16 protein-coding genes are annotated in these 18,135 nt (G+C 69.6%); 12 read left to right on the forward strand and 4 right to left on the reverse strand.

Features of this window, described 5'->3' with window-relative positions; genetic code table 11:
* Positions 1 to 10 precede the first annotated feature (10 nt).
* Positions 11 to 685, reverse strand: a complete 675-nt coding sequence (locus ACX80N_RS07575; RefSeq protein WP_459338894.1) for a TrmH family RNA methyltransferase — start codon at positions 683 to 685, stop codon at positions 11 to 13.
* A 70-nt stretch (positions 686 to 755) separates the two neighbouring features.
* Between ACX80N_RS07575 and ACX80N_RS07580 the strand changes: the two genes are divergently transcribed.
* Complete coding sequence (locus ACX80N_RS07580) at positions 756 to 1,535, forward strand: HAD-IIA family hydrolase (RefSeq protein ID WP_459338895.1); 780 nt, start codon at positions 756 to 758, stop codon at positions 1,533 to 1,535.
* 34 nt (positions 1,536 to 1,569) lie between these two features.
* On the opposite strand, the gene ACX80N_RS07585 is transcribed toward ACX80N_RS07580, so the two are convergent.
* From ACX80N_RS07585 to ACX80N_RS07595, 3 genes are all read right to left on the reverse strand, one after another.
* Positions 1,570 to 2,610, reverse strand: coding sequence for an alpha/beta fold hydrolase (locus tag ACX80N_RS07585; protein ID WP_459338896.1), 1,041 nt, complete (start codon positions 2,608 to 2,610; stop codon positions 1,570 to 1,572).
* 31 nt (positions 2,611 to 2,641) lie between these two features.
* On the reverse strand, positions 2,642 to 3,217 hold the full coding sequence (gene pyrE, locus ACX80N_RS07590; RefSeq protein ID WP_105032484.1) for an orotate phosphoribosyltransferase: 576 nt from the start codon (positions 3,215 to 3,217) through the stop codon (positions 2,642 to 2,644).
* Between the two features lie 147 nt (positions 3,218 to 3,364).
* Positions 3,365 to 4,603: an ROK family transcriptional regulator gene (locus ACX80N_RS07595; RefSeq protein ID WP_420808241.1), complete on the reverse strand. Its 1,239-nt coding sequence runs from the start codon at positions 4,601 to 4,603 to the stop codon at positions 3,365 to 3,367.
* Between the two features lie 114 nt (positions 4,604 to 4,717).
* Here ACX80N_RS07595 and ACX80N_RS07600 point away from each other — a divergent pair, with 114 nt between their 5' ends.
* The 11 genes from ACX80N_RS07600 to ACX80N_RS07650 all read left to right on the forward strand — a co-directional run bounded on the left by ACX80N_RS07600 (position 4,718) and on the right by ACX80N_RS07650 (position 18,115).
* On the forward strand, positions 4,718 to 6,235 hold the full coding sequence (locus tag ACX80N_RS07600) for a sugar ABC transporter ATP-binding protein (RefSeq protein WP_459338897.1): 1,518 nt from the start codon (positions 4,718 to 4,720) through the stop codon (positions 6,233 to 6,235).
* Positions 6,232 to 7,305 (forward strand): ABC transporter permease, encoded by a 1,074-nt coding sequence (locus ACX80N_RS07605; RefSeq protein ID WP_459338898.1) that lies wholly within the window; start codon positions 6,232 to 6,234, stop codon positions 7,303 to 7,305. Before ACX80N_RS07600 ends, ACX80N_RS07605 begins: the two co-directional genes overlap by 4 nt.
* Entirely contained in the window at positions 7,302 to 8,396 is a 1,095-nt protein-coding gene (locus ACX80N_RS07610) for an ABC transporter permease (RefSeq protein ID WP_459338899.1), read from the forward strand. The genes ACX80N_RS07605 and ACX80N_RS07610 overlap by 4 nt, the downstream gene beginning before the upstream one ends.
* Positions 8,393 to 9,643 carry a substrate-binding domain-containing protein gene (locus ACX80N_RS07615; protein ID WP_459338900.1) on the forward strand — a complete coding sequence of 417 codons (1,251 nt, stop codon included), beginning with the start codon at positions 8,393 to 8,395 and terminating at the stop codon, positions 9,641 to 9,643. Before ACX80N_RS07610 ends, ACX80N_RS07615 begins: the two co-directional genes overlap by 4 nt.
* A gap of 53 nt (positions 9,644 to 9,696) precedes the next feature.
* The gene (locus ACX80N_RS07620; RefSeq protein WP_459338901.1) at positions 9,697 to 10,671 is read left to right on the forward strand and encodes a sugar phosphate isomerase/epimerase family protein; all 975 of its coding nucleotides are present in this window, start codon (positions 9,697 to 9,699) and stop codon (positions 10,669 to 10,671) included.
* A gap of 181 nt (positions 10,672 to 10,852) precedes the next feature.
* Positions 10,853 to 12,070: a Gfo/Idh/MocA family protein gene (locus ACX80N_RS07625; RefSeq protein WP_105032477.1), complete on the forward strand. Its 1,218-nt coding sequence runs from the start codon at positions 10,853 to 10,855 to the stop codon at positions 12,068 to 12,070.
* Positions 12,067 to 13,065 carry a sugar phosphate isomerase/epimerase family protein gene (locus tag ACX80N_RS07630; protein ID WP_459338902.1) on the forward strand — a complete coding sequence of 333 codons (999 nt, stop codon included), beginning with the start codon at positions 12,067 to 12,069 and terminating at the stop codon, positions 13,063 to 13,065. Before ACX80N_RS07625 ends, ACX80N_RS07630 begins: the two co-directional genes overlap by 4 nt.
* Before the next feature lie 202 nt (positions 13,066 to 13,267).
* Positions 13,268 to 14,590, forward strand: a complete 1,323-nt coding sequence (locus ACX80N_RS07635; protein WP_459338903.1) for an ABC transporter substrate-binding protein — start codon at positions 13,268 to 13,270, stop codon at positions 14,588 to 14,590.
* A 59-nt stretch (positions 14,591 to 14,649) separates the two neighbouring features.
* Positions 14,650 to 15,765 (forward strand): carbohydrate ABC transporter permease, encoded by a 1,116-nt coding sequence (locus ACX80N_RS07640; protein ID WP_459338904.1) that lies wholly within the window; start codon positions 14,650 to 14,652, stop codon positions 15,763 to 15,765.
* Positions 15,762 to 16,661 (forward strand): carbohydrate ABC transporter permease, encoded by a 900-nt coding sequence (locus tag ACX80N_RS07645; RefSeq protein ID WP_459338905.1) that lies wholly within the window; start codon positions 15,762 to 15,764, stop codon positions 16,659 to 16,661. Before ACX80N_RS07640 ends, ACX80N_RS07645 begins: the two co-directional genes overlap by 4 nt.
* Positions 16,661 to 18,115 (forward strand): GH1 family beta-glucosidase, encoded by a 1,455-nt coding sequence (locus tag ACX80N_RS07650; RefSeq protein WP_459338906.1) that lies wholly within the window; start codon positions 16,661 to 16,663, stop codon positions 18,113 to 18,115. Before ACX80N_RS07645 ends, ACX80N_RS07650 begins: the two co-directional genes overlap by 1 nt.
* Positions 18,116 to 18,135: the final 20 nt, after the last annotated feature.

Below are 18,135 nucleotides of genomic sequence, written 5' to 3' on the forward strand. Positions count from 1 at the left end.
CCGGGACCCGTCAGACGTGCTGGCCGAACACGTGCTGGCCGAACACGTGCTGGCGGATCCAGCCGTGCATGGCGATCGCGGCCGCCGCGGAGGCGTTGATGGAGCGCGTGGACCCGAACTGCGCGATCGAGAGCGTGGCCTCGGCGGCCTCGTGCACCTCGGGGGAAAGACCGGGCCCCTCCTGCCCGAACACGAGCACGCACTTCTCGGGCAGGTCGTATGTCTCCAGCGGCACCGAGTCGGGGAAGTTGTCGATCCCGATCACCGCCAGCCCCTCGGCGTCCGCCCAGGCCGTGAAGTCGGCGACCGTGGGGTGGTGGCGGACGTGCTGGTAGCGGTCCGTGACCATGGCGCCGCGCCGGTTCCACCGCCGTCGTCCGATGATGTGGACCTCCTTGGCGAGGAACGCGTTGGCCGTGCGCACCACGGACCCGATGTTGAGGTCGTGCTGCCAGTTCTCGATGGCGACGTGGAAGCCGTGCCGCCGCTCGTCGAGGTCCGCCACGATCGCCTCGTGCGTCCAGTACCGGTAGCCGTCGGTGACGTTCCGGGTGTCACCGGCCGCCAGCAGCTCGCGGTCCCAGTGGTCGCCGTCGGGCCACTCGCCCTCCCAGGGTCCGACGCCGACAGGCGGCCCCTCGGGGACGGGCAGGGGGGAGCCGGAGTTCGGGAGGGATTGGTTCACCGTTCAAGCGTAGACGGCACAGGAGGTGGGAGACTGGCGGCGGACGGTCAACTCCCCTGGAAGGACACCCATGCGCGAGAACGAACACATCGAGTGCTGGCTCACCGACATGGACGGCGTACTGGTGCACGAGAACCACGCCATCCCCGGCGCCGCCGAGCTGATCGAGCGGTGGGTCACCACCTCCAAGCGGTTCCTGGTCCTGACCAACAACTCCATCTACACGCCACGCGATCTTGCCGCGCGCCTGAAGGCCTCGGGACTGGAGATCCCCGAGGAGAACCTCTGGACCTCCGCGCTGGCCACGGCGCAGTTCCTGAGCGACCAGTTGCCGGGCGGCAGGGCCTACGTGATCGGTGAGGCTGGACTCACGACGGCGCTGCACGAGGCGGGGTTCGTCCTCACGGACACGAACCCCGACTACGTGGTGCTCGGCGAGACCCGCACGTACTCGTTCGAGGCGATCACGAAAGCCGTCCGCCTGATCCTGGAGGGCGCCCGGTTCATCGCTACGAACCCCGACGTGACCGGTCCGTCGAAGGAGGGGCCGCTGCCGGCGACGGGCGCGATCGCGGCCATGATCACGGCGGCGACCAGCCGGGTTCCGTACATCGTGGGCAAGCCGAATCCCATGATGTTCCGCTCGGCCATGAACCGGATCGACGCGCACTCCGAGACGACGGCGATGATCGGCGACCGCATGGACACGGACATCATCGCGGGCATGGAAGCCGGGCTGCACACGGTCCTCGTGCTCAGCGGTATCACGCAGCCCGAGGACATCGACGCCTATCCGTTCCGGCCGGCGCAGACGTGCAACTCCGTGGCGGACCTGATCGACCAGGTCTGACCGGTCGGCCTCGGGCCGGTCGGATTCGGGCCGGTCAGACCTGGGCCGGCCCGCCGTCGGGCGCACCGCCGGCCACGACGGCGCGCTGCACGCCGCCGCCGCGCGGGAAGGGGACGTACCTGCGCTGGACGGCGGCGACGATGTCCTGGTAGACACCCGGGTTCCACTGCGGGCTGGCGTGCGCGGGCAACGCACCCTCCGTCACGTGATCCACCGACACCACGTTGAGGGGCAGCTCCCGCGCCCAGCCGGCGCGGGCCGTCGCGTAGTCCACGACGCGGTCGTGCGGGTTCCCCACGAAGACCACCTTCGTGTCGCCGAGGGACCCCCGGAACGGGAGGACGTCGAAATGGTAGATGTACGAGGACTGCGACTGGATGAGTCTGCTGCTGGGCGCCAGCGGGGAGACCTGCTCGAGCGTCTGGTCCACGATCTGGCTCCAGGTCCGCTCGTTCTTGTGGGCGATCCGCTCGCCCAGTTCGTAGGTCCCACGCAGGCTGATGGGCACCCCCACCCCCGCCTCGTAGAGGCGCACCACCCCCTCGAACATGCGCTTGTCCCGGACGTCGAACCTGCTGGACGGTGAGGAGTCGAGCAGGATCAGCTCCACGGGGATCCCCCGGGTACGCAGCCGGGCGGCGACCTCCACGGCCACCATCCCGCCGAAACTGTGCCCGTAGAAGTAGAGCTTGCGGAGGCGGAAGTTCTCCACGTACCGGTACATCGTGGCCACGACGTTGTCGATGTCCAGGCCCCGGTTGGAGTAGCCCATGACGGCCGACTGAGCCCGCCTGGACAGCACGGGTTGCAGGGAACCGAAGATCCAGAGCCCCTCCTCCCAGCTGGTCTTGTACCCGGGGAAGAGGATCCAGCGGTCGTCGGGGAACCGGGCGCGCGCGGACTCGTCGTCGAGCGGCAGGATCCGCGTGCGGTTCCGCTGGGACTGGATGAACCGCGTGCATGCCAGATCCGTGGTCACCAGCGCGGCCGCCGCCGAGCCGATCAGGAAGGACCGCCGCGAGGACTTCCGGAAGTCCCACGCCCGCTGCACCGCCGCGGCGTCCTCGTTCGTCACGTACCGATCCTCGCGCCGACCCGCCCCGCGATCAGGCGAGGCCGAGTTCGTCCTTGCCGAACGCGAAGAGATACGGCACTCCGGCTTCGGTCTCGATGCGCTCCTTCGATCCCGTGCTGCGGTCCACGATCACCGCGACTGCCCGCACGTCGCCCCCTGCCCGGCGCACGCCCTCGACGGCGGTGAGCGCGGAGCCGCCCGTGGTCGAGGTGTCCTCGAGCACGACGACGGGGCGCCCGGAGACCTCGGGCCCCTCGACCTGACGACCCATGCCGTGCGTCTTCTGGGTCTTGCGCACCACGAACGCGTCGATCGGACGGCCGGCCTGCGCGGCGGCGTGCATCACGGCGGTCCCCACCGGGTCTGCGCCCATCGTGAGGCCGCCGGCCGCCTCGAAGGCGATCCCGGCGTCGTCGAGCAGCTGCAGCATGACGCGGCCCACGAGGACCGAGGCCTCGTGGTGGAGCGTGATGCGGCGGAGGTCGATGTAGTAGTCGGCCTCGACGCCGCTGGAGAGGGTGACGCGCTCGTGCACCACGGCGAGTTCCTTGATGAGCTCCAGGAGCCGGGAGCGGTCGGTGGTCTGCGCGGAGGTCTCGGCGGTCATGCGGCCAGTCTATCGACGGGCCCGACGGCGTCGGACACGGCCCGACGGCGTCGGACACGGCCCGGGCCGGTCCGGCCGCACCCGCTCCCGTCGTCGTAGGACCCGGACCCAGGGACCCAGGGACGCCGGGCGCAGGGCGCCGGGCGGTCAACCGACCAGGCGCGCGCTCGCGGCGTCGATCGCCTCGGGCGAGAGCACGTGCGAGATGGCGAGCACGGCTGCCCCGGCCACACCGGCGTTCTGCCCCGTGACCGAGGGGACGATGCGCAGGTGCTCGGTGGCCAGGGGCAGCGAGCGCGTGTACACGACCTCGCGGACGCCCGCGAGGAGGTGCTCCCCCGCCTGCGCCAGCGCCCCGCCGACCACGATCACCGACGGATTGACGAGGTTGACGCAGGTCGCGAGGACGTCGCCGATGTCCCGGCCGGCCTGCCGCACCGCCTGGAGTGCCAGGACGTCGCCGGAGCGCACGAGCTCGACGACGTCCTGGCTGCCGGACAGGGCCCTCCCGCCGGGCCCGCTCAGCGCCGCGGCCAGGGCGGGACCGCCGGCGATCGCCTCCAGGCACCCCACGTTCCCGCAGCGGCAGACGGTCTCCCCGCCCCGGGGCACTCGCACATGGCCGAGGTCGCCGGCTGTGCCCTGCGCTCCGCGCTGCAGGACTCCGCCCAGGATGATCCCCGCTCCGATCCCCGTGGCGACCTTGATGAACATGAGGTCCTCCACCCCGGGCCAGCTCGCGTTCAGCTCGCCCAGCGCCATGATGTTCACGTCGTTGTCCACGAGGACGGGGACGGGGAAGTCGCGCTGGATCAGGCCAGGGACGTCGAACCGGTCCCAGCCGGGCATGATCGGCGGGTTGATCGGGCGCCCCGTGTCGTGTTCGACAGGTCCCGGCAGGCCGATGCCGACGGCGGCGAGCTCGCCCGCCGTGCGGCCGTCCCGCTCGAGGAGCCCCGTGATGGCCGTCGCCAGCCAGCCCAGGACGGCCTCGGGGCCGTCGCCGATGCTCATCTGCTGCTGTTCGCGTCCCAGCTCCTTCCCGGAGAGGTCCGCGAGGATCACGATCGCGTGCGTGGCACCGAGGTCCGCACCGATCACCACCCGGGCCCCCGGATTCAGGGCGAACAACGACGGCGGACGCCCGCCCGTGGATGCCGCGCCGCCGAAGGGCGCCACGAACCCCAACGACATGAGCGCGTCGATCCGCACCGCGACGGTGGACCGGGCGAGGCCGGTGAGCTCCGCCAGTTCCGCCCGGGTGCGGGGCCTCCCGTCCCGGAGCACCTGGAAGATCTCACTCGCGCCTGACCCGGCGACGGCGGAGGGCCGCCGGGGAGGTCCAGCGTCGCTGGTGGAAGCCCGTATCGACGAGGGAGTGAGCACCCTTTCAGTAAAGCACTCGGCAGTTCCGATGGCTCCCCCCTCCATCGATAACGTTCGGGAAGCATCTTTTGACAGTCCCTCGACAAAAGTGGGAGGTCGTGTCACAGTGGCCGCGTGGACGATGAAGTCAACACCAGCGGGGCCGTAGCCCCCATCCTGCGCGTCACCGGGCTCTCGAAGAGCTTCTTCGGAGTGCCCGTCCTCCAGGACGCCGCCCTGGAGCTGTTCCCGGGCGAGGTCCACGGCCTCGTGGGCGAGAACGGCGCCGGCAAGTCGACGCTGATGAAGCTTCTCGCCGGCGTCTACGTGCGCGACGCGGGGCGCATCGAGCTCGACGGCGAACCGGTGGATTTCACGCACCCCGTGCAGGCGCACCAGGCCGGCCTGTCCACGGTCTTCCAGGAGTTCAACCTGCTGCCCGAGCGCACGGTCGCCCAGAACATCTATCTCGGCCGGGAACCCCGGAAGGGCCTGCTCGTCGACCGCAGGGCCATGAACCAGGCCACCGCGGACCTGCTGGAGGAGCTCGGCATCACGAGCATCCGGCCCACGGCGTCGGTCAGCTCCCTCTCGGTGGCCCAGCAGCAGATCGTCGAGATCGCCAAGGCCGTGAGCTACGACGCCAGGATCATCTCCATGGACGAGCCCACCGCGGCGCTGGCGGGACCGGAGGTCGAGCTGCTCTACGGCATCATCGACCGCCTCAGGAGGCGCGGGACCGCCATCCTCTACGTGTCCCACCGGCTGAAGGAGATCTTCGACCTGTGCGACACCATCACGGTGCTCAAGGACGGGCGGATCGTCACCTCGTCCCCCGCGGCCGGGCTCGACGACGCCTCGCTGGTCCGCGCCATGGTGGGGCGGCCCATCTCGGCCTACTTCCCGGACGCCCTCCCCGGCACAGCCACCGGGGGGCCCCTGCTGCAGATCAGCGGCGGCGGCAATAGCCAGCTCGACGACGTCGACCTGACCCTCCACGCCGGCGAGATCGTCGGGGTCGCCGGACTCCAGGGCTCGGGGCGGACGGAGCTGGTCGAGGCGATCTTCGGAGCGGCCGGCTTCACGCGCGGCACCATGACGCTCGAGGGCCGGCCGTACCGGCCGCACTCCCCCCGCGACGCCATCCGGCACCGGATCGCGCTCATCACCGAGGACCGCAAGGCGCAGGGCCTCAGCCTGAACCAGTCCATCCTCGACAACGCACTGGCCGTGGTGCGCTCGGTGACCCCCCGGCGCACCGCCGTCGCCCGCCGTCAGGCACCGGGCGTCTTCTCGTCCCTGGAGGTCGTGGCACGCGACCTCGACCAGGAGGTGCAGTTCCTCTCGGGCGGGAACCAGCAGAAGGTGGTCCTCGCGAAATGGCTGGCGATCGACCCGCAGGTGGTCCTGCTCGACGAGCCCACCCGTGGCATCGACGTCGGCGCGAAGGTCGCCGTCTACTCGCTGATGCGCCAGCTGGCGCAGGAAGGCAAGGCCATCCTCATGGTCTCGAGTGAATTGCCCGAGGTCCTCGGGATGTCCGACCGCGTGATCGTGATGCGGGACGGGCGGATCGCCGGGGAGATGCCGCCGTCGGCATCGGAGGAGCAGGTGCTGCAGCTGGCCACGGGCGCCCGGGGGGTGCTGCCGTGAACCGCCTGAGCTCGACGCACATCGTCTACCTCGTGGCCCTCGCGACCATCATCGCGGGCACGGTCCTCGTGGGCTCCGCGGGCCGCAACTTCTTCAGCCCCGGCAACGTCTCCGACATCCTGACCGGCACGAGCATCCTCGGGTTCATCGCCATCGGCCAGACACTCGTGATCCTCGTCGGGAGCCTCGATCTCTCCGTCCCCTACGTGATCAGCCTCTCGAGCCTCATCGGCGCCGGGATCATGGCGAACCAGCCCGGGAACATCCTGCCGGCCGTGCTCGCGGCACTCCTCGTCTCCGCCCTGATCGGCCTGGCCAACGGCGCCGTCGTGGCGGGACTGCAGGTGCACGGCTTCATCGCGACCCTCGGCATGGGGCTGATCGTGAGCGGCTACCTCGGATCCAACTACCAGGGCAGCGCGGGGCAGGCGCCGCTCGCGTTCCGCCTCATCGGGGCCACGGGGATCGGACCCGTCCCCGTCTCGACCCTGATCATGCTCGCGTGCGCCGCCGTCGTGCTCCTCATGCTGAACACCACACGTCTGGGTCACGCGATGTACGCCGTGGGGGGCGACGCCTCGGTGGCGAGGATGTCCGGCGTCCGGACGCGGGCCCCGGTCATCGCGGCGCACGTGATCTGCTCCACCATGGCGGGGCTCGCCGGCCTGCTGCTGGCGGCCCGCCTGGGCGTCGGCAGCCCGACCATCGGTTCCCAGGGCGGGTACGACCTCCTGTCGATCGCCGCCGTCGTCCTCGGCGGGACGCTCCTCGCGGGTGGCAAGGGCTCGCTCATCGGCACGCTCGGCGGCGTCCTCATCTTCGCGATGCTGGACAACATCATGAGCGTCCTGCAGGTCAACCCCTTCCTCAAGGACGTCGTCCGGGGCATCGTGATCGTGGTCGCCGTGGCCGTGTACGCACGGCGCAAGGTGGTGCACAGGCCCGCACGCTTCGGCCGGGGGCCGGCCCATGATGGCGACGACGCCCCACCGCCGGCACCCGGCACCTCCCGGCAAGGGGGACCGTCGCGCGGCGACGGCACCGGCGCACGGGACGAGGTGTCGGCATGAGCGTGGCCACCGACCGAGCGGTCCTGCAGCAGAACCGCTCTCCCCGCGGCGAACGCGTCCTCCGTGCACTGCGCACCCCGAGCGGTGCGATCTTCGTCCTCGTCGCCCTCCTCTTCCTCGCCGTCCTCGCCGCGAACCCCTCCTTCGGGGAGCCCGGCTCCCTGATCCGCTTCATCGGGCGCACGGCGCCGATCGCGATCGCCGCGATCGGGCAGTACTTCGTCATCGTCTCGGGCGAGTTCGACCTCTCGATGGGATCGGTGGTGACCGCGCAGGTCATCATCGCCGGGAACCTGATCGGCCAGGACGAGTCCCGGACCATCCCGGTCCTGGCCCTGATGATCGTGTTCGGCGCCTTCGTGGGCCTCGTGAACGGCCTCGTGACGACACTCCTGAAGGTGCCGAGCTTCATCGTGACCCTCGGGACCATGCTGGCGCTGCTCGGCCTCGTGCTGTTCTGGACGGGCGGCGCGGCCACCGGCAACCCGGCGGACAGCTTCCGGCAGATCGGCCGCGGCGGCATCCAGGACGTCCCCGTCCTCGAGGTGCTGCCCTACCCCGTGATCATCCTCGTCGCCACCGCGGCCGCGGCCTTCTGGCTGATGCGCAGGCCCTACGGCCGCACGCTCGTGGCCGTGGGGGACAACTCCCGGGCCGCGGCCCTGACCGGCGCCTCCGTCTGGTGGGTGCGGACGCGGGCGTTCATGCTGTCCTCCCTCGCAGCGACCGCGGCCGGCGTGATCCTCGTGGGATACGCCGGGGTCCACCCGTCCGTGGGCCAGGGCTACGAGTTCACGGCGATCACCGCCGTCGTCCTCGGCGGTGTGGTGATCGGGGGTGGACGTGGCTGGGTCCTCTCCGCCGCGGCGGGCGCCTTCGCCCTCGAACTGCTGTTCACCCTCCTCAATTTCCTCGGCGTCGAATCCACCTGGCGTGACAGCGTCCAGGGCGCGATCATCATCGTCGCCGTGGCCGCAGCGTCCCGGAACTGGCAGCGCAAACGGCGCGGCGCCAGCTCCCGGGCCCATGACGAACACCGTCCTATAGCAGCACCCACGCCCGCACCGGGCACCAATGAGGGAGGAACATGATGCGTGGAAGCATCCTGGGCAAGGTCACGGTGATCGCAGCGACGTCGCTGCTCGCCCTGACGGCCTGCACCACCGATTCGTCCATCGAGGACCCGCCTGCCGCCGAAGGCACCGCGAGTTCCGAGACCACCGAGACCACAGGGGCCGCGCAGCCCAGCGAGGACAGCACGGAGTGGTTCGACCAGGCCGTCTACGACGAGCAGGACGCGCAGCGTTCGGCCACCTTCGAGGGTGACCCCGAGCAGCCGTACCTGCAGTACATCGACGGCGAGATGAAGGACACCTCGGCCTTCGCCTCCACGGGACCGAAGAAGGCGTGCTTCTCCAACGCCTCGATCTCCAACCCGTGGCGCCAGACGGGCTGGATCACCATGAACCAGCAGCTCCAGGTGCTGCAGGAGGCCGGCGTCATCTCCGAGATGGAGACACGTGACGCGCAGGACGACGACAACACGCAGATCGCCGACATCGACTACTTCATCGCCGAGGGCAACTGCGACGCCTTCATCATCTCCCCGAACTCCACGGCGGCCATGACGCCTGCCGTCGAACGCGCCTGCGAGACCGGCAAGCCCGTGGTCGTCTTCGACCGCGGCGTCCAGACCGACTGCGCCGTCACGTTCATCCACCCGATCGGCGGCTTCGCCTGGGGCATCGACACCGCCGAGTTCCTCAGCGAGCGGCTGAACGAGGGCGACAAGGTGGTGGCGCTGCGCATCCTCCCCGGCGTCGACGTGCTGGAGCAGCGCTGGGCCGCGGCCGAGCGCATCTTCGAGGAGAACGGCATCGAGGCCGTGGACTACTTCACCGGCGCCGACCCCGTGGAGATCAAGTCCATCATCTCCGACGAGCTCGCCACCGGCGACGTGCAGGGCGTGTGGATGGACGCGGGCGACGGCGCCGTCGCCGCCATCGAGGCGTTCGAGGACGCCGGAGCCGACCTGCCCGTCATGACGGGTGAGGACGAGATGAGCTTCCTGCGCAAGTGGGAGGAGACGGGCATCGACGGCCTGGCACCGGTGTACTCGAACTTCCAGTGGCGCACCCCGCTGCTCGCGCTGCAGAAGATCTTCGCGGGTGAGGAGGTCCCGGCCGAGTGGGTCCTCCCCCAGTCCCCGATCACCGAGGAGGAGCGCGGCGAGTTCCTGACCGCGAACGAGGGCATGCCGGACGGGCACTACGCCAAGTTCGGTGGCGAGGACCTGCCCGGGTACCCGACGGTGTGGCAGGAGCGGCAGATCCCCTGACGCGTCGTCCTGATGCGTCGTCCTGATGCACGGACGAGGAAGGAGGCAGGACCATGACCGACGGCACAGCCCGCCCGATCGGCATCAACACATGGGTGTGGACATCACCCCTGACCGATGCGGACCTGCCTCCCCTCCTCCGCAGGATCGCCGGGCTGGGCTTCGACGGCGTGGAACTCCCCCTCGAGAACGCAGGGGACCTCACGCCGAGCGTCGTGCGGGACGCCCTCGCCGAGACCGGGCTGGCACCCACCGTCGTCGGGGCGATGGCTCCGGGCAGGGACCTGGTGGGCGCCTCCGACGGCGCGGTCCGCGAGACCCGGCGCTACCTGCTCGCGTGCATCGACCTGGCGGCGGCGATCGGCGCCACGAGCGTGTGCGGCCCCTTCTACACCGCCACCGGGCGGGTGTGGAGGATGGACGACGACGAGCGCACCGCGGCCTACGCGGAGCTGCGGGAGAACCTCGCGCCCGTCGCCGAGCACGCGCTCGCGGCAGGCGTGGTCCTCGGTATCGAGCCCCTGAACCGCTACGAGACATCCCTCATCAACACCGTCGGACAGGCCCTCGAGGCGCTGGGGCCGCTGCTCGGCGGGGGCGTGGGTCTGGCGTTGGACACCTACCACCTGAACATCGAGGAACGCTCGTCCGCCGAGGCGATCAGGGCGGCCGGCGACCATCTGGTCCACCTCCAGGTCTGTGGCAACGACCGCGGGGCGCCGGGCGGCGACCAGACGGACTGGCCAGGGATCTTCGCGGCTCTCGACGACGTGCAGTACCGCGGGCCGCTGACCATCGAGAGCTTCACGGCGCACAACGCCAGCATCGCCGTCGCGGCGTCGATCTGGCGCCCCCTAGCCACGAGCCAGGACCGCTTGGCCGGCGACGGACTGGCGTTCCTCACCCGGGCCGATCCGAGCCGGACCGGCCCGAACCAGACGGACCCGAGCCGGACCGGCCCGAACCGGAGCGATCCGGGCCCCGTCGACTCCTCCGGGGGCGGAGGCCCGGTCGTCCGGGCGCCCTAGCGTTCCCGGCCCGGCACGGGCCCGCCCATGGCTGCTTATGCCATCCGGCGGGAAGGAATCTACAGATCGTCTCCCTGCTTTTGACTGATGATCGGCAAAAGTCGGAGATACTGATGTGAAGCAGCGCACACCGACCAGCCGCTCAGTGGCAGTCCTCCCTCCCATTCACCTGGAGAAGCCCATGACATCCCCTCTTTCCGGCCAGGTACCGGACGATTCCGCCGCCGGGCCCCTCGGCGTCGCCATGATCGGCTACGCGTTCATGGGCAAGGCGCACTCGGCGGCCTGGCGCACGGTCGGCAGCCACTTCGACGTCCCCGCGGTCGCCAGGCGCGTCGTCGTCGGGCGGAACGCCGAGCGGACCGCCGAGGCTGCAGCGCGCTACGGCTGGGAGGATTCCTCCACGGACTGGCGCGAGGCGATCCACCGCGACGACGTCGACATCGTGGACATCTGCACGCCGGGCTACCTGCATGCGGAGATCGCCATCGAGGCGCTGAAGGCGGGCAAGCACGTCCTCGTGGAGAAACCGCTCGCCAACAGCATCGCCGAGAGCACCGAGATGGTCTCCGCGGCGGTGGAGGCGCGGGAGCGCGGCGTCCAGTCGATGGTGGGGTTCAACTACCGGCGCGTCCCCGCCCTCGCCCACGCACGGAACCTCATCGCGGACGGCCGGCTCGGCGCCATCCGCCAGCTGCGCGTCGCCTACCTGCAGGACTGGCTGGTCGACGCCGAATCGCCCATGACCTGGCGGCTGCGCCGGGAGACCGCCGGCTCGGGAGCCCTCGGGGACATCGCCTCGCACGCCCTGGACCAGGTGCAGTTCCTCACCGGGCAGACCGTCACCGAGGTCTCGGGCCGCCTGCACACCTTCGTCGACGAGCGTCCCGGCCCCGAGGGACGGGAGCCCGTCACCGTCGACGACGCGGCGTGGATCACCGCCGGGCTCACCGGCGGGGCCGTGGCCACGGTCGAGGTCTCGCGCATGGCGACCGGCGTGAAGAACGGACTGCGTATCGAGGTGTTCGGCGAGCGCGGGGCGCTCCGCTTCGACCTCGAGAACCTCAACGAACTGTGGCTGATGGAGGCGACCGGTCCGGCGACCGAGCAGGGCTTCCGCCGCATCCTCGTGACCGAGCCGGAACACCCCTACCTCGATGCCTGGTGGCCCCAGGGGCACATCATCGGGTGGGAGCACACGTTCACGCACCAGGTGCGCGACTTCCTCACCTCGATCCGGGACGGCCGGCCCACCCAGCCCTCCTTCGAGGCCGGCCTGCAGATCCAGCGCGTCCTCGCCGCGGTCGAGGAGAGCGCGGCGGCCAGGAGCGCCGTCGTCCAGGTGGCTCCCGCCACTGCCGCACAGCATCAGCCCATCCGATCCGAGGAGACTGCATGACCCGCAACTTCACCCTGTTCACCGGCCAGTGGGCCGACCTCCCCTTCGAGAAGGTCGCCGAGCTCGCCGGCCAGTGGGGCTACGACGGACTGGAGATCGCCGTATCGGGCGACCACCTGGACGCCTGGCGCTGGGACGACGACGCCTACATCCAGGACCGGCTGGACATCCTCGAGCGCAACGGCCTGAAGGTCTGGGCCATCTCGAACCATCTGAAGGGCCAGGCCGTCTGCGACGACCCGATCGACTTCCGCCATCAGGCGATCGTGGGGCCCAGGGTCTGGGGCGACGGCGACCCGGAAGGTGTGCGCCGGCGTGCCGCGGAGGAGATGAAGCTGACTGCACGGCTCGCGAAGAAGCTCGGCGTGGACACCGTCGTCGGCTTCACCGGGTCCTCGATCTGGCAGTACGTGGCGATGTTCCCGCCCGTGCCCGCGAGCATGATCGATGCCGGCTACCAGGACTTCGCGGACCGCTGGAACCCGATCCTCGACGTCTTCGACGAGTGCGGGGTCCGCTTCGCCCACGAGGTCCACCCTTCCGAGATCGCCTACGACTACTGGTCCACGCAGCGCACCCTCGAGGCGATCGGCCACCGGCCCGCCTTCGGCCTCAACTGGGACCCGAGCCACTTCCTGTGGCAGCAGATCGATCCGGTGGCGTTCATCTCCGATTTCAAGGACCGCATCTACCACGTGGACTGCAAGGACACGAAGATGCGCATGGGCGGAGGCCGCAACGGCATCCTCTCCTCACACCTGCCCTGGGGCGACCCCCGGCGTGGCTGGGACTTCGTCTCCACAGGCCGCGGGGACGTGCCCTGGGAGGACAGCTTCCGGGCGCTGACGGCCATCGGCTACACGGGGCCCATCTCGGTGGAGTGGGAGGACGCCGGCATGGATCGCCTGCAGGGCGCGCCCGAGGCCCTCGCCTTCCTCAAGGGCTTCGACTTCGCGCCCTCGGAGACCTCGTTCGACGCCGCGTTCAGCCAGTAGGCGCCTCCCGCGTCACCCCGACCCGGCTCTGCCCACCCTGAAGCATTCCAGGGTGGGCAGAGCCGTTTCACCAGCCTTTCTCGCATCTGAGAGAGCGCTCTCTTGACCTCTGTGACGTGCAACACATACAGTGTTCCCACAACCCAGAGAGCGCTCTCTCGCCGTCGGCGTCCGTCGCTCACACAGACACAAAGGAGTGATCGTGGAATTCTCGCGACTCAGGAAAATCACCGCCCTCGCCGGCGTCGCATCCCTGGCCATCGTGGCGTCGGGCTGCAGCGGCGGAGGGGGGAACGACGAGCCGGCCAGCGCCGACAATCCGGTCAATCTGACCGTCACCACCTTCGGACAGTTCGGCTACGACGATCTGTACGCCGAGTACGAGCAGCAGAACCCGGGTGTGACCATCGAGGCCAACAACATCGACGGCAGCGCGAACGCCCGCACTGACGCCTTCACGAAGCTCGCAGCCGGTTCCGGCCTGAGCGACGTCGTGGCGGTCGAGGAGGGCTGGCTCGGCTCCATCATGGAGGTGTCCGACCAGTTCGTGGACCTCAACGAGTACGGTGCCGGGGACGTCAAGGACAACTGGGTGGACTGGAAGTTCGAGCAGGGCACCGACCCGGACGGCCGGGTGATCGGCCTCGGTACGGACATCGGCCCGCAGGCCCTGTGCTTCAACCGCGAGCTGTTCGAGGCAGCAGGCCTCCCCACGGACCGCGAGGAGGTCGCCGAGCTCTTCGGCGGCGACGACGCGACGTGGGAGACCTATTTCGATCTCGGCCGCCAGTACAAGGAAGCAACCGGCAAGGCCTGGTACGACCAGTCGGCGTTCGTCTGGAACTCCATGGTCAACCAGATGGACGAGGGCTACTACACCGCTGACGGCGAGCTGAACGTCGAAGGCAACGAGGCGATGCGCGCCCAGTTCGACCTCCTCGCGGCCGGCACCGCCGACGGACTGTCCGCCAACCAGAAGCAGTTCGACTGGGGCAAGGGCAAGGCCTTCGTCGACGGATCCTTCGCCGTCCACGTATGCCCCGCCTGGATGCTCGGCACCATCAAGGAGCAGCTCGAGTCCGCAGGCGGCGGAACGGAGACGGGCTGGGACGTCGCGGACGTCTTCCCGGGCGGTGCGTCCAACTGGGGTGGCGCCTTCCTCTCCGTCCCCGAGAGCTCCGAGCATCCCGCTGAAGCCGCGAAGCTGGCCACCTGGTTGACGGCTCCCGAGCAGCAGGTGAAGCAGTCCGCTGCCGCCAACAACTTCCCGAGCACGCTCGAGGCCCAGCAGAAGATCGTCGAGGACGCCGTTCCCAACAAACTCTTCAACGACGCGCCCTACGGCGAGATCTTCGCATCGCGCGCCGAGGGTGTCGTGGCCCAGTTCAAGGGTCCGCAGGACTCGGAGATCCAGGAGGACGTCTTCGCGCCCGCGCTGAAGATCCTGGACAACGGCACAGGGACGGCCGATGAGGCCTGGGAGGAAGCGATCTCGCTTCTCAACGACCGCGTCGTGAACAACTAGCAGCACCGGCCACGGGGCCTCCGGCACCGCCGGAGGCCCCCATGGAGTCTGGAACCCACATGACCACGACACTGAACCGCCCGGCAGCCAGTAGTCCTGCCCCCACGAAACCCGCCCTCACCTTCCGTCAGCGACTGAACGTCCTCGACATGAAGGCCTCGCCGTACCTGTACATCGCCCCGTTCTTCGTCCTCTTCGCCCTGGTGGGCCTGTTCCCCCTCGGCTACACCTTCTTCGTCTCGCTCTTCGACTGGCACCTGCTCAAGGGGCAGGGCGACTTCGTTGGCCTGCGGAATTTCCAGGAGGTACTCCAGGACCGCTTCTTCTGGAACTCGCTGTTCAACACGCTGAGTATCTTCCTGCTCTCGACCATCCCGCAGCTGATCGTCGCCACCGCCATAGCGGCACTGCTGGACCAGAACCTCCGCGCCAGGACGTTCTGGCGCATGAGCATCCTGCTCCCCTACATCGTGACCCCGGTCGCCGTCGCCCTGATCTTCGCGAACCTGTTCGGCGAGCAGTACGGGCTGATCAACAACATCCTCGAGAGCTTCGGGATCGACCGGATCCTCTGGACGAACGAGACGCTGCCGAGCCACATAGCGATCGCCACCATGGTGAACTGGCGCTGGACGGGATACAACGCCCTGATCCTGCTGGCGGCCATGCAGTCGGTGCCCCGCGACATCTATGAATCCGCGGCGATCGACGGTGCCGGGACCTTCCGCCGCTTCTTCAGCATCACGCTGCCGAGCATCCGGCCCACCATGATCTTCGTGGTGATCACCGCCACCATCGGCGGACTGCAGATCTTCACCGAGCCCCGCCTCTTCGACCCGAGGACGTCCGGGGGAACCGCGGCGCAGTTCCAGACGACCGTCCTCTACCTCTGGGAGATGGCCTTCGACCGGTCGAACTTCGGCAAGGCAGCCACCATCGCATGGCTTCTGTTCCTCATCATCGTCCTGTTCGGCCTCGTGAACTACCTGATCTCACAGCGGATCGCCACGACCGGCGAGGGCCGCGCCCCGGGCAGGGGAGCCGGCCGTCGTCGCCGGAAGCGCTCCACCGCCCCCGCCGTCGTGCTCCCCGCCGCCGGTCCCCAGCCGCCGGCCCCCGGGTCTGCGGAACCGGCAGCCACCCCAGCAGGCACCACCCCGAGGAGCACGCGATGACCGCCATCGAGACACGGCCACGGCCCACCCCCACCCGGGACGCCCGGGGACGTGCCCTGCGGCGCAGCCTGCTCGGCAACGGCCGACGGCCGGGATTCCTGACCTACGGACTGCTGATGGCCTTCTTCCTGGCCTCCGCCTATCCCCTCTGGTGGTCGGTGATCATCGGCAGCCGGTCCAACGAGGCCCTCGGGCAGACCTGGCCGCCCCTGTTCCCCGGAGGCAACTTCTGGGCGAACGTCGGCGAGGTGTTCGACACCATCCCGTTCTGGCTCGCGCTCGGCAACAGTGTGCTGATCTCGGGGATCATCACGGTGTCGGTCGTCATCTTCTCGACCCTCGCCGGATACTCGTTCGCGAAACTCCGCTTCCGCGGCCGCAACGGGCTCATGGTCGCCGTGATCGCGACCATGGCGATCCCCACGCAGCTCGGCATCATCCCTCTGTTCATGATGATGCGCACGCTGGGCTGGACCGGTGAGATCGGTGCCGTCATCATCCCCACGCTCGTCACGGCGTTCGGCGTGTTCTTCATGCGCCAGTACCTCGTGGACGTGATCCCCGACGAGCTCATCGAGTCCGCCCGTATGGACGGCGCCTCCATGATCTCCACCTTCTGGCACGTCGCCCTCCCGGCGGCCCGCCCGGCGATGGCGATCCTGGGCCTGTTCACGTTCATGACCGCGTGGACCGACTTCCTCTGGCCCCTGCTGGTGCTCGGTCCCGGCAACCCCACCCTGCAGACGGCGCTCAGTCAACTGCAGTCGGCACGGTACGTGGACTACTCGATCGTCCTCGCCGGCGCCGTCCTGGCAACCCTCCCGCTGCTGGTGCTGTTCGTTCTCGCGGGACGCCAACTCATTTCCGGAATCATGCAAGGAGCAGTGAAGGGCTGATGACATCTGACATGACACGCCACCTCGACACCACCAACGCCAGGACCTGGCCCGCCGGCTTCCTCTGGGGCTCCGCGACGGCCGCCGCCCAGGTCGAGGGAGCCGGCCACGAGGGAGGCAAGGAGGACTCGGTCTGGGACGCGTTCGCCCGCGTACCCGGGGCCATCGCGGCGGGCGACACCCCCGAGGACGCCGTGCAGCACTACCGCCGCATGCCCGAGGACGTCGCGATCATGAAGGAGCTCGGCCTCGGCTCCTACCGTTTCTCGACGAGCTGGGCACGGGTGCGGCCCGGGGACCGCGGACCCAACGCGGAGGGCCTCGACTTCTACTCGCGCCTCGTGGACGAACTCCTCGAAGCCGGCATCCTCCCCTGGCTCACCCTGTACCACTGGGACCTGCCGCAGGCCCTCGAGGAGCAGGGCGGCTGGGCCAACCGGGACACCGCCTATCGCTTCGTGGACTACGCCAACGACGTCCATGACGCACTCGGCGACCGCGTGGAGCACTGGACCACGTTCAACGAACCGTTCTGCTCGTCGCTCCTCGGCTACGCCGCCGGGGTGCACGCCCCGGGCCGCCAGGATCCGACGGCGGCCGTCGCGGCGATCCATCACCAGCACCTCGCGCACGGACTGGCGGTCCGCGAACTGCGGGCCCGGGGCGCGCAGCAGCTCGGCATCACGCTCAACCTGAGCAACTCCATCCCCCGGGATCCGAGCGACCCGGTGGATCTGGACGCGGCGCGCCGGTTCGACTCGCTGCAGAACCGTATCTTCCTCGATCCCGTCCTGCGGGGCGCGTACCCCGAGGACACCCTCGCGGACCTGGAGCGGTTCGGCATCCGGGACGTCATCCGCCCCGGCGACCTCGACGTCATCGGGACCCCGATCGACTTCCTCGGCGTGAACCACTACCACGACGACCTCATCAGCGGCCACCCCGACACCGACGGGGGCGACGGCCACTCCGGCGGCGCCAGCCGCCCGACGTCCTCGTGCTGGATCGGCTCGGAGGACCTCGCGTTCCCGAGCCGCGGCCTGCCGCGCACCGCGATGGGCTGGGAGGTCAACCCGGACGGGCTGCGCAGGCTCCTCGTGCGGCTCGGACAGGAGTACCCCGGCCTGCCGCCGCTGTACGTCACCGAGAACGGCGCGGCGTACGACGACGTCGTCAGCGACGACGGCGCGGTGCACGACGTGGAGCGCACGCGGTTCATCCTCGATCACATCGCGGCGGTCGGCGACGCCATCGACGAGGGTGCCGATGTGCGCGGGTACTTCGTGTGGTCGCTGCTCGACAACTTCGAATGGTCCTGGGGGTACGGGAAGCGGTTCGGGATCGTCAGGGTGGACTACACCTCGTTCGAGCGGACGGTGAAGGACAGCGCACTGGCCTACCAGGCCGTCATCTCCGCCACGGGCGCCGCGCGCCTCGCGAGGTCGAGTGCCTGACGTAGGCTTCAGCCATACGT

The organism is Arthrobacter sp. MDT2-16, assembly GCF_054510925.1.